This window comes from Candidatus Formimonas warabiya (genome assembly GCF_002777255.1).
Taxonomy (GTDB): domain Bacteria; phylum Bacillota; class Dehalobacteriia; order Dehalobacteriales; family Dehalobacteriaceae; genus Formimonas; species Formimonas warabiya.
This window is the reverse complement of the sequence record NZ_CP017634.1, coordinates 3,121,317-3,133,692: the sequence shown is the minus strand read 5'-3', so window position 1 is coordinate 3,133,692 and position 12,376 is coordinate 3,121,317. Positions and strand designations below refer to the sequence as shown.

Here is a 12,376-nt window from a genome sequence, read left to right as displayed (position 1 = left end):
TCCGGTAATGATACCGGTGAATATTAACAAGATTATGCCAAACCATGAAAATGTTTTGCGAAAATATGAAAGATTATTAAAAGAAGACGATCATTGCTGCAATACAAGAAGATATCCTTTATAATAAGTAAAAATATGGCATTCATCAGAAAGACTAAGTTAGGAGGTAAAAAATGAACCTGTTAAAAAAACTAAATGCCATCTGGTTAGCCCTATGGATTATGTTAACTTTTGTAGTCCCAGCTTACGGTTATGATAATGAGACTGAAATCCAGACGGTTTCACATGCAGAAAATTTAATAGGCAAACCTTTTAAAGAAGGAGGAAATACACCAGAGGAAGGGTTTAACAGCACCGGGTTTATTCAGTATGTATTTAGAGAGGGAGAGAGTATAGTCCTTCCCGGATCGCCTTCCCAGTTATGGAAACTGGGTGAACCTATAAAACATAGTGAAATACAGCCTGGAGATGTTCTTTTCTTTACCGGAAGCAGCAGCCTAATACCGGCAATATATAAAGGCGATGATATCATTATTGTTGTAACGACAGATGAAGGTGTAGTAATACGGAATATAGCAGAAGATTCCTATTGGAGGGAGCGGTATAAAGGCGCAAGGCGCTATACAAATATAGCTGACAAATTAAATCCTGCGGCCGTAAAAGCTTTGGAATTGGTAGGGGCTCCTTATGAGCTTGGAGGTAATGATCCAGGGGGCTTTGATCATTCAGGCCTTGTACAATACGTTTTTAGGGAAGTATACGAACCGGATTTTCCAAGAACATCAAACGAACAATGGCGAGTAGGTCTGGAAGTAGATACGGCTGATCTCGAAACCGGTGATGTCCTATTCTTTCAAGGCAACGGTGTACGGCTACCGGGAATTTACATAGACAATGGGATTTTTGTTATCGTTACAACTAACGGGGTTGCTGTGGCAGATCTTGAAACAAGTGATTATTGGAAGTCCAGGCTGCTGGGAGCAAGAAGGTTTACAAAGGATATTATTGAGGGAGCCACCACCGTTAACAACCCAATAGTAAAAAAGGCCATGGATCTGCTTGGAACGCCCTATAACTCAGCAGGAAAATCGCCAAGCGAAGGCTTTAATACGAATAATTTTGTACGTTATGTTTTTAAAGATGTTCTCGACATACAGCTATCTGTCTTTTCCGACAGAATCTATGAAATAGGCGAAGCCATTTCTAAAGAAAATCTTCAGGCCGGAGACCTGGTGTTTTTCCAGGAAAGCAGTCTTATACCCGGCATTTATAAAGGAAATGGTATATTTATCGTTCAGACAACAGAAGGCGTTGCGGAAAGGGATATTGAGAGCACGTATTGGTCAGGAATATATAAAGGCGCAAAACGACTGACGGAGGCAGATATATATTATTCTCAGCCTGAAAGTTATCGGGAACATGAGAATCCAATTGTCCGGGAAGCAATGAAATATATAGGAACTCCTTATTTGTTAGGCGGAGAAACACTTGATGGTTTTGACTGCTCTTACTTAGTTCAGACAGTCTTTAGAGATGCCAAAAACATTTATTTGCCTCGCATAACTTATAAACAGATTGAAGTGGGTGAAACGATCGATTTTGAAAACAAGCGCCCTGGAGACGTGATTTATTTTCAAGGAAAATGGGAGCAGGATGGGAAAACAGGCCATGCTGCAATTTATCTGGGAAACAATTATATCATTCATGCATCCGGTGACGAAGGAATGACTACAATCAGCTATTTGGGGCAATATTTGATGGATCGCTATTTAGAAGTAAAGCGCTTCGACTCCCTTAGTTTGAGACGGGATTCCAGAGTAGTTGAAGAAGCATATAAAACCCTGGGGATACCTTACTTAGCAGGGGGAAATACCATAGAAGGCTTTGATCACACCGGATTTATACAATATGTTTTGAAAAAAGGTTCAGGCATAGATCTGCCAAGATATTCATTTCAACAATGGGCTTTAGGAAAGGAAATAAAAAGGGAAAATTTAAATATTGGAGATGTTCTATTCTTCGAAGGATCCGACAAAGTATTATTACCAGGACTATATATTGGAAATGGGCAGCTTATCATCGTAACAGAATCTGAAGGTGTAGCGATTCGTGATCTGAATATCTCAGATAGTTATTGGACTCCACGATATGTTGGGGCAAGACGATATGAAAAAAATCGAAAATAAGGGGACAAGACCAGCTAATCGTTGTCAATAGGATTTCAAAAAGTATTTTCAAAAATATTCTATGGGAGATATTTTATGATATTTCTGTTGGCTTTTTTTACTTGTTTTAACTTTAGATAACTTGCTATGTTAAAATCAATAATATTCAGGAGATGAGGTGTGATAATGTTTAGAGAAATGAGAAGAAAAAAACCATTACGTTAAACTGTATCAAAATTTGAGTTTAGCCTAATCATCTCAAATAGGTACTCAATCTTTGATACAATGAAAACTCCTTGATACGAGGGGTTCTCAGCGTTTTAGGGTAAATTACGCATCACTTCAAGTGGTGCCTTTTCTGTTTTCTGGACCCTTTCGTTGAAAGATACACCCCCCTTGGACAGAAATTAAGTGGCTTTTTCTTTGGAAATATTCCAGTTGTTAAAAATAATTTTCCGATAGTAGTGCTTATTATAATTCTGGTATCAGTCTTACCAATAATTATTAATTGTATTAAAACATGGAGCTCTAAGAAGAATAATCATATTAAAGGACATGAGGAACAATCCTAAGCATTCAAGAATTTGCCTCAGGGGGATTGCCCCAGTGGAGTTGTTAGATATTTGAGTTGATCCAAAGATTTAAACAAGGTTCTAAAGAGACTTTTGAACAGGTAATGAAGAATTATCATCAATACGCTTTTAAAATAGCATATGGAATAATCGGGGACGATCGAGATGCGGAAGAAATGGTACAGGAAGCTTTTATTACCGTTTACTATCAAATTGATTCTAATGGTATTGAGGGATGAAAATGGATTTAACAAATTTAGTAAATCACTATGGATATCTTGTTTTATTCACAGCACTAATGTTGGAACTTATTGCGTTTCCGCTGCCAGGGGAAGTCCTTATGAGCTATGCAGGTTATCTGGTATTTCAAGGGCAATTGGCTTGGTTTCCAAGCATATTTGTCTCGGCAGCAGGCGCATGTACAGGAATAACTTTATCATATTTGATTGGTTATCGGGTAGGTTCTCCGTTTCTTAAGCGCTATGGTCACTATGTTCACGTGGGGCCCGAGAAACTTGAGAAGACATCCTTATGGTTTAGCAGGTATGGAAATAGAATATTGGCCCTGGCATATTACATACCAGGAGTGAGGCACGTTACCGGATATTTTTCGGGAATCACGAGAATCTCCTTTCGCAAATTTGCTGTTTTTGCATATGCAGGTGCCATTTTATGGGCCGGTACCTTTGTTTCATTAGGGAAAATACTAGGACCCCGATGGGAACACTTTCATGATACCGTTAAGAAATACCTCCTGGTCGGAAGTCTTATTTTAGTAGCAGTCTTGGTTGCAATTTATTTATATCGGTTCTATAAGGCCAAGATTGTTGAGAGTACATTAATAATCTTACAAAGAGCATTTGAGAGCTTTCATTCTCTTGGACGGGTAAAATTTTTAATTGCTAGTACTTCAGCTGTTTTTATCATTCTCTTCTTTCTCATGTTGGGGTTGATTCAAGATTATCTAGCGAATGAATTCCAACTATTTAATAATATCGTGATACTTTTAACAGATTTAATTTTTAGCCAACGATGGTCTCCTGTGATGAAACTTTTTGGTTTCTTAATTGCCCCAAAGATATTTGTGGGGGTAATTATTCTAGGCTTGTTATGGGTTGTCATAAAGGGAAAGGATCGGATGATAGAGATCGCGTTTATTCTGATAGTAGTCGCGGGAGGACAACTTTTTGAGATCGGATTAAAACTTGTGTTTGGAATTTTCGGACCAAAGGAGTTGGATTTGGTAGCCGAACTTATTAATACATTTCCCAGTGGTGAAACTTTGATGGTTATTGCTACTTATGGTTTTGTTACCTTTTTGTTAGTACGCCATAGTAAGAATATCTGGGTTAAAAGAGTCGGACCCATTCTCTTTTTTATGGTTTCACTGCTTGTTGGACTGAGCCAAATATTCTTTCACACTCAGTATCCCAGTGATGTTGTCTCCGGTTATGTGTTTGGGGGAGTATGGCTCAGTTTGAATATCATTCTTTTAGAGGTTTTTCGTCTATTAAGGGATTCCGCAGAAATGTAGATTATTGATGTCGTTTTACATCTTGGGACACTTTTGGCAGTACTGGTATATTTCTGGCATGATTTTCTTGATATCATCATAAAAGGCCTATCCAGACCTTTTACCAAAGAGGGGAAATCTCTCTGGTTTATTGCAATTGCAACTATACCCGGGGCATTATTTGGAGTTTTGCTTGACGATCTTGTTGAAAAGGTATTTTGGGAACAGATTTTACTTACTGCCCTTGTGTTAACCGGTTTTGGTATTGTGCGCTATCTTACTGATAAGTATAGTAAAAAGATAGTAATATAGCCTGCTTATGGAACTAAATGGGGGTAATCAGAGTCTATTATTTGTATTACTTCCAGAAGAAACCAGGGGTTTTGATTATGAAATGGGGCTGTATTTGGTACAAGGAAAGGGGATTTATAAGAATGTTGAAAAAATGCGGCGGTCTGGTATTGGTATTATTACTTATTTTAATTTGTGTCCCCGTTTTAGGGGAGGATGTAAACGAACAACCAGTTTCCCTGGATAATGCTTTTATGGAAAGCACGCTCCTGCCCTTTGATTTTAAAGGGTATGCTTTTGTGAACGGCAAGTTGTTGGCCTATGATAACAGCGCAGATTATAAGAATTGCAATATCAACGACCGGGTGATGGTTCCCATCCGTTTGGTCGTCGATGTTTTAACGGATCTGGAGAATGCTGTTTATTGGAATACTTATTGGGATGCTGCTAAGCCGGATACTGTTATTTTGACAACAAGCTATGAACCTAAGTATAAAGTGGTTATTACCGCCGGCAGTAAGACAATGCAGGTAAACGGGAAGAACATCGCTTTAGATGTGCCGGCGCAGGTGATCGGAAACAGGATCGTATTGCCCCTTCGGGCCATAGGCGAGGCAATAAACCGGGAAGTGTGCTGGTTAGACGGTATGGTGATCATCAGCCAGGTTCCCATTGATCTGTCCAGTGCTAAAACGAAGGAGGTGGCGGCCAAGGCGAAAAACCAATTAAGCGCCTGTGGCAAGGATGTTGATGCCAAGCCCGATCCGATCGCCGTTTATCATGACGGATACTATGCTTTAAGGACTTATTATGACGCGAAAGATAATTATGTTAGGGAGTTGTATTATTATAAAAACGGGAAGGCCAGCAAAATTAATTTGGCGGGAGATCCTAAAATCAGTATGCCTTACGGCATTGAAGGCAACAGCGTAGTAGGCGACAGCCTTTACTACCCGACAAGGATCGGGGCGGAAACAAAGCTTTACCGGCTGGACTTTGCCACCAACAGCTCGGTGGAGGTTTGTTCCTTATCCGCAGATAATGTCAGCTGGTCTTTGGATAACGAGGGCTGGTTTGGTGGTGTTATCCGTTTGGGCCAGGATACTTTTGTTGTACTACATAGTGGAGATGGGACGATGGGCGGCGATACGATTTACCGCCTGATAAATAATAGCTTGGTTCATGTTGGCGATCCTAATTTGTTATCATCTATAGCACAGGTTGGTACCAAGCTATATTATACCAGCCTGGATAGTATGGGGATGACGGAAAATAATTTATATTATCTTGACCTGGCAAAGGATGAGCCGGCGGCCGATATCGCGCTGGATGGCTATACCTATGATCTCGTCAGGACGGTAACGGTAAACTTTACTTCTCTCGGCGTTTCCACCGATATGGAAGGCCTGGCGGTCAAGGATAACTGTATATATTCCATGCTTTATGAGGAGAAGGCGGAAAAAGACAACAGGAATGTGGTGAAAATCGATACCGCAGATAATACACAAACGATTCTGCCCATAGAGGTGAGTAAGTTCTGGCTGGTTACCGACGGTATCATTTATCAGGAATATACCAGCAGAAAACTGATGAAGTCGGACTTCGACGGTAATAACGCCAGGGTCTTGGCGGATAAAAACCTTGGTATGATCAAGGTTTACGGCAGTCAGGTTTATTATACGGTCTCTGGCGAGGCCGGGCTGTATCATCTTAATGCGGTAACGGAAGCCGGGGAAAAACTCAGCGATATCGTAACGGACGATATATTGATCAATAAATCCGGCAGTTATTTTATCAACAAATCTTATGAGGCGGGAATATTTAAAATCAGCGGAGGGAAGGCCGCCAAAATCGCCGACGGCTTTGTTCAAGGGTATATCAATACCGCCGGAGGTATTTTATATAATAAGCGGGGTTCGGCCGAGGTGTATTTAGCCAAGTGAAATAAATAGTAGGGGCCGGATTTGGGGCTTTTTGCTAAATATTGATACAATGAAAACTCCTTGATACAAGGAGTTTTCGGCGTTCTAGACCTAAATGAGCACGGCATTAAGCGGTGTTTTTTCTGTTTTTTGCACCCTTTCGGTGAGAGATGTACCCTCCTAGGGCAGAAATCTTACCCATCCTCGAAGGATCCTTGTCTAAAATTAGAAAAAATAACAATAATAATATATTTAATATCGATAATAATTTATTGTAAAACGATAAAGTACGTGCTAGAATCAAATTGACAATAAATAAGTGAGGTGTTTTTTATGGAACGAGCTTCAACATTTTTTTTAAAGTTAGCTGTTATTCTTATGGGTTTTCCCGTTCTTGCTTTGTGCATATTTTTGGTGCCGGAGATAGCGAATTATACAGCAGAATTGTTTCCAGATTGGGCTTATATGAAATATCTCGTTTTCGTCGATTTGTACGCAACGGCGATACCTTTTTACTTTGCTCTGTATCAAGCTTTTAAACTTTTAAGCTATATTGACAAGAACAAGGCGTTCTCGGAATTATCTGTAAAGGCTTTAAAGACTATAAAAAACTGTGCAATTACAATCAGTATCTTATATGTGGCAGGCATGCCACTCTTCTATCTCATGGGAGAGGCAGATGACGCCCCGGGTATCATACTAATCGGAATGATCATGATCTTTGCTTCAATGGCGGTTGCAGTTTTTGCTGCTGTTCTTCAAAAGCTATTAAAAAATGTCATAGATATAAAATCTGAAAATGACTTAACGGTCTGAGGTGAATAACATGGCACTTATAATCAATATTGATGTGATGTTGGCTAAAAGGAAAATGAGCGTGACAGAACTTGCAGAGAGGGTTGGAATAACAATGGCTAACCTTTCAATATTGAAAAATGGAAAGGCAAAAGCGATTCGATTATCAACTCTAGAGGCGATTTGTAAGGCTTTAGAATGTCAGCCTGGAGATATTTTAGAATATAAAAGAGAAAACAAATAGCTTAAAACGCGGAGGACAAAACCTTCCTGCTTACCTGGCTAGGCATTTCCCTTAACCCCAGCGCTCATTACTATGACAATATATTCGGAGGTATATATGAAAATAAAATTGATCTCCCCCAAAATGACATTAAGGCCGATGGACTCTGAGTTTAAAAGGGGTATGTCACCTTCTATGGCCTTATTAATATTAGCTGCGTTAACTCCTAATGAACATGAAGTGTATATAGAAGATGAAAACGTCGGAAAATTGAATTTAGAGGACAAGCCTGATTTGGTTGGAATTAGCGTAAATGTGGATACCTCACAACGCGCCTACGAGATCTCGAAACATTACCGCAAGCAAGGAATTAAGGTTATTTTAGGCGGGATTCACGTTAGTGCCAATCCGGATGAGGCCTTAGCTTACGCTGACTCAGTTTGCATGGGGGAAGCGGAGGAGTTATGGGAACAAGTTTTAGCAGATGCCCAAACTGGCGATTTAAAAAAGAAATATTATCATGAAAAGCCCACTAATCTAGCCAATACTCCTATGCCCAAATGGAGTTTAATCGACAAATCTAAGTATTTGTATACCAACGTTGTCGTAACTAGCAGGGGATGCCCCTTTCGATGCGAGTTCTGTTATAACAGTTGTGAATACGTGCATAACAAGTTTAGGAATCGCCCCATTGAACACGTTATTGAAGAAGTCCAAGCTTTGAGAACTAAGCAGGTCATGTTTATTGACGACAATTTTATTGGAAATATTGGCTGGACGAAGGAATTCCTAAGGCAAATTAAGCCGCTTTCTCTGAAATGGCATGCAGCAGTTTCAGCTAACTTAGTTCAGCACCCCGACCTTTTAGATGAAATGAAGGACGCAGGATGTGAAAGCCTATTCATTGGCTTTGAGACGATTAATAAAGCTTCCATTGAAAGCGTAAGTAAATACCAAAACAATATCGATAGTTACGAAAAGCTAATCCAGGAGATACACTCCAGAGGCATAATGGTCAATGCCAGTTTAGTATTTGGGTTTGATGATGATGAACATACCGTATTTGAGGAGACGTTGAATTGGCTTGTTAGAAATAAAATAGAGACAATGACAGCTCATATTTTGACTCCGTACCCGGGAACAAAGATTTATCAAAGATTGAAATCCGAAGGCCGCATTATTGATCATGAACCAACCCACTATAACACATCTTACGCAGTTTTCTCACCCAATAAAATGACTCAGCAACAACTTTATGAAGGTTATCTGAAAATATATGAGGACTTCTATTCAATTAAAAATATCATAAAAAGACTCCCCGATGACCGGAACCAAAGAGTCCCTTATCTGTTATTCAATTTTGTCTATCGTAAATTCGGGAAGATAGCATCAAAAATTGCGGGCTTCGGCTTGATGAATTATTGCGGCAAATTAGCGCGAAGATTGTCCTATGGCATTGATTAAGCAGCGGGGATATTAAACCCTTCTGCCAGATAAATATAAATTGCGTTTTTGCAAATAATAGCTAAGGAATTATTAAAGAATTCCCGTTCGTTAAACAAGGGTTTTTTAGTTTTTAATGATATGTCTAAAATAATGATAAAGGGATGAATAATTTTGGACGATAAGTTTATAGACGGAGTAATCGCCGGTGCAATAGCCGGACTCATTAAAAATACTCCTGATTTATTATTTCACAACTTATTGAATATTACTGGAAAATCATTTTGGGATTATGCGAATATTATAGCAACAGGGAGGCACCCCCATGGCCTAATTGAACAAATATATTCCTTTTTTTTCGAGATTGTTTTTAGCATCTCAGTTGGATTGATTTATATATTCGTTATTCCTTATTTAAGAACAAAGTACAATTTGCTCCGCGGGGCAATCTATGGAGCTATGGTCTGGTTTGCGATCAGGGCTTGGGTGACAGCTTTCCACATAGAGCCATTGATGCAGGAAGACCAAAGTACCATGATCGTTAACTCTATTCTATCGATCCTCTTTGGAATCATTTTAGAATGGTTACTACAAGTTCTAAAGAATAAGCATTATGAAGGATTATCGTGATTTTTAAATAATTTTCTTTACTCAAGACCGAAGAACTGCAAATAAAATTTTGCTTTGGAAGAGGTACAATTCTAAGCATTTAGATATGCCATCTCTTATATCTTACCCCCAAGATTTTACGAATCATATGGAACTTTTTCCCCTATAAAGGGTCTAAAATATATAGAATTAATAGAATAAATAAGCGGTAGGGGGATGGCTGTGTTGTATAAGAGATTGCTAGACATGAGAAAGATCATGATACTATTTATTTCGTTATTGATCCTCAATATTTCAACAACAGCAGTACATGCTAATGAATTGATTGAGCCAAAAATTCTAGATAATAAAACAAGCACATTAGTTGGTTGGAAGCAATATTTTCTCGAAGAAGGTAACAGTAAAAAGAAAATAATTATGAAAGATCTGTACAATGAAGTCCCGATGATTTCTTTAAATGAAGGGGATAATTACGTCACTGTTTTGCCGGATTCCGAAACTAAGGCTAAACCAATAAAATTAGTTGAATACACTAGATCTGGATTGGCCAATTTTTCCGGTAATGGGATAAAAATCGTAGATCAAGCCGGAAAGCAGGTATCTTTAGCCTATCCGAACGGGGCTATATTTACTGGTAATGACGATAATTTTTACCGGTTTGTTCGGACTGTTTCCGATGGGGAAGATGTGTTTTTTGTTATGGAAGGCAAATTTTATCTGCTGTCAACCCAAAATAAAAAAATTACATTCCTCACAAGTTTAAAAGATTTTATGGATGATGTGGTTTATTTTACTGTTTCCCGGCGTTCCGATCATGATTCTAAGTTAATTTCCGTCATTGAGTCCTACGGTGAGCCCCACCTGGGTTTTCATGGCCATTCCATATTAATTAGAGGGGACAAGCTGGTTAATTATTGGTCGAATGGATCCTATGGAGGAGGAGGGGTACTGCCTGCCTACCTTGGAGAAGATCAGGTAGTTGCAGCGCAGGGCGGACAATTAGCGGTATATAGTCTGCCTTCATTACAATCCAAAAAATATCCCATTAACATCAAGGAGCCGGGAATAGTATTTGCTAATCACGATTATGTGGTCCTGAAATCAAATGAAAAAAACATTCTGGAAATACTTGATCTTAAAACGGGTCAGATGGAAGAGCCCTATAAAGCACTATATAACGATGCCCAGAAAAAAATAGTTGAGGAAAATGGGGGAATATTTCAAGAAGGCGATTCTCTGCAATTTAATTCTGTCACCGGGGATGAATTTGTTTTTGAGGTAGAAAACGTATATCGCTTCGAGCCCCCGGCAGGTAATGTTTATGATTATTCGAAGGCTCCTGTCTATAGATACAGATATAACTATCCTACGAAAGAATTTAAGTTTGAAAAAATAGAAAATGTTTCTCATGGTTTAAGTGAAAGTCCGCTGATTAATGGTAAGGGTTTGAATATGGGAATCCAAGAGACGATGGAAAACTTGACGATATACCAGGGTGGGGAAATAGCAAGTTCCATACCCTATCCCAGAAAATACCTGGGCACATCCCTAACCGGACAGCTGCGCCAAACATTTTTCATAGAAAATATTAAAACAGGGGAGAAAAAAGAATCTATCTTTGTGATCAAGACCCAAAATACTGCTAATAATAGCGAGAAGCAGGAAAAGATTAAATTGCCGGCAGACTGCTTTAATACTATTTTAAAAGAGGCACTCTCGGCTGTAACTTACGGTAATAATACCTATTTAATCACCGAAAACAACATATATAAGGTATCAGGGGCCAAAATCGTTAAAACAATTCAGGTATCGAATATTCAATATTATTCAGCTGGTGAAAATAAAGTATATCTTTTTGATCAAAACAACATTTATGTACTAGACACGAAAACTGATCAGGTGAAACTTTTGGGGAAAAACCCTTATCCGAATACCCAGATGAACCACCTTAATCCCATTGATCAAAATGAAATGACCGGGGAAATTAAGCAAATTGAAGATGCTTACCAGAAGACCTTTAAGCAAGGTGAAATAGATGCCCTTTTGTTTCCCTTTGCCGAAAATTATAAGTATGCCGAACCGGTTTTTAATGATGGGACAAAAGGTTATTGCCTGATTATGGACAACTCGGTGCTTAAGCTTTCCGAGAGTTTAAAAAACAAGAGCTTTTTTGTTTATCAGTCTACAGCAAAGGAATATTCGGCACAGTTAAAAAAATATTATAACATTACCGTCTCAATGGAGGGGGTTGATTGGGAATATACCTATCGGACCGAATATCCTGTAGCCGTTACAAAGACAAAAGCAAAAATGTTTTATCACAATCAGGAGATCAAATCTGCGGTTTATCCCGTTATGCAAAATGGCAGCTTGCTGATTCCCATTAAGCAAACTGCCGGTCAGATAGGGTTGGAATTTGAGTTTGATCAGAAAAATGGGGTACTCACCTTAAAAAGAGGTAATCTGGAAGCCGAAATGACCGTTAACAGCAACAAGGCCAGCGTCAATAATGAAGTAGTTGAGATGAGTTCCCCTGTAATCCTAATGGATGGGGAAGTGATGGTACCTCTGCGCTTTATTTGCGAGAAATTTGGTTTTAAGAATAAATTGGAATATGATTATCAAAATATTTCTACGACTGAGGGAAGCAGAATCAGTAAGGTGTATATAGATTAGTTTCTTTTTAAGACAAATCATAACGTAAATATTGGTGCAAAGAAATGTTGCAAGGAGCATAAATTTTCTGTTTGGAAAGGTTATGCTTCCTTTTGATGCCGTGCTTTGATTAGAATATTTAGACAGGCTTATTTTTAATATGGCTCCCTTTTTTACATTATATAGGG

General features: G+C 38.8%; 10 protein-coding genes. All 10 read left to right on the top strand.

Annotated elements, in window-relative coordinates:
* Positions 1-173 precede the first annotated feature (173 nt).
* Complete coding sequence (locus DCMF_RS14425; protein ID WP_148135067.1) at positions 174-2,186, top strand: C40 family peptidase; 2,013 nt, start codon at positions 174-176, stop codon at positions 2,184-2,186.
* Between the two features lie 655 nt (positions 2,187-2,841).
* Entirely contained in the window at positions 2,842-2,976 is a 135-nt protein-coding gene (locus DCMF_RS30500; RefSeq protein ID WP_418219654.1) for an RNA polymerase sigma factor, read from the top strand.
* 2 nt (positions 2,977-2,978) lie between these two features.
* Positions 2,979-4,271 (top strand): VTT domain-containing protein, encoded by a 1,293-nt coding sequence (locus DCMF_RS14415; protein ID WP_214659350.1) that lies wholly within the window; start codon positions 2,979-2,981, stop codon positions 4,269-4,271.
* The gene (locus tag DCMF_RS14410) at positions 4,272-4,562 is read left to right on the top strand and encodes an undecaprenyl-diphosphate phosphatase (protein WP_148135064.1); all 291 of its coding nucleotides are present in this window, start codon (positions 4,272-4,274) and stop codon (positions 4,560-4,562) included.
* Positions 4,563-4,684: 122 nt separating this feature from the next.
* Entirely contained in the window at positions 4,685-6,484 is a 1,800-nt protein-coding gene (locus DCMF_RS14405; RefSeq protein WP_214659348.1) for a stalk domain-containing protein, read from the top strand.
* 312 nt (positions 6,485-6,796) lie between these two features.
* A complete protein-coding gene (locus tag DCMF_RS14400; RefSeq protein ID WP_148135062.1) occupies positions 6,797-7,279 on the top strand; it encodes a DUF2975 domain-containing protein in 483 nt (160 codons plus the stop codon).
* A gap of 10 nt (positions 7,280-7,289) precedes the next feature.
* Positions 7,290-7,502 (top strand): helix-turn-helix domain-containing protein, encoded by a 213-nt coding sequence (locus DCMF_RS14395; RefSeq protein ID WP_148135061.1) that lies wholly within the window; start codon positions 7,290-7,292, stop codon positions 7,500-7,502.
* A 96-nt stretch (positions 7,503-7,598) separates the two neighbouring features.
* Positions 7,599-8,945 carry a B12-binding domain-containing radical SAM protein gene (locus tag DCMF_RS14390; RefSeq protein WP_148135060.1) on the top strand — a complete coding sequence of 449 codons (1,347 nt, stop codon included), beginning with the start codon at positions 7,599-7,601 and terminating at the stop codon, positions 8,943-8,945.
* Positions 8,946-9,098: 153 nt separating this feature from the next.
* A complete protein-coding gene (locus tag DCMF_RS14385) occupies positions 9,099-9,554 on the top strand; it encodes a hypothetical protein (protein ID WP_148135059.1) in 456 nt (151 codons plus the stop codon).
* Positions 9,555-9,758: 204 nt separating this feature from the next.
* Positions 9,759-12,209: a copper amine oxidase N-terminal domain-containing protein gene (locus DCMF_RS14380; protein WP_214659347.1), complete on the top strand. Its 2,451-nt coding sequence runs from the start codon at positions 9,759-9,761 to the stop codon at positions 12,207-12,209.
* The last annotated feature ends 167 nt before the right edge of the window (positions 12,210-12,376 follow it).

Bases quoted from the DNA above. Each gene is read 5' to 3' on its own strand.
- DCMF_RS14395 (WP_148135061.1), top strand. From the start codon at position 7,290: ATGGCACTTATAATCAATATTGATGTGATGTTGGCTAAAAGGAAAATG.
- DCMF_RS14390 (WP_148135060.1), top strand. From the start codon at position 7,599: ATGAAAATAAAATTGATCTCCCCCAAAATGACATTAAGGCCGATGGAC.
- DCMF_RS14400 (WP_148135062.1), top strand. From the start codon at position 6,797: ATGGAACGAGCTTCAACATTTTTTTTAAAGTTAGCTGTTATTCTTATG.
- DCMF_RS14415 (WP_214659350.1), top strand. From the start codon at position 2,979: ATGGATTTAACAAATTTAGTAAATCACTATGGATATCTTGTTTTATTC.
- DCMF_RS14425 (WP_148135067.1), top strand. From the start codon at position 174: ATGAACCTGTTAAAAAAACTAAATGCCATCTGGTTAGCCCTATGGATT.
- DCMF_RS30500 (WP_418219654.1), top strand. From the start codon at position 2,842: ATGAAGAATTATCATCAATACGCTTTTAAAATAGCATATGGAATAATC.
- DCMF_RS14405 (WP_214659348.1), top strand. From the start codon at position 4,685: ATGTTGAAAAAATGCGGCGGTCTGGTATTGGTATTATTACTTATTTTA.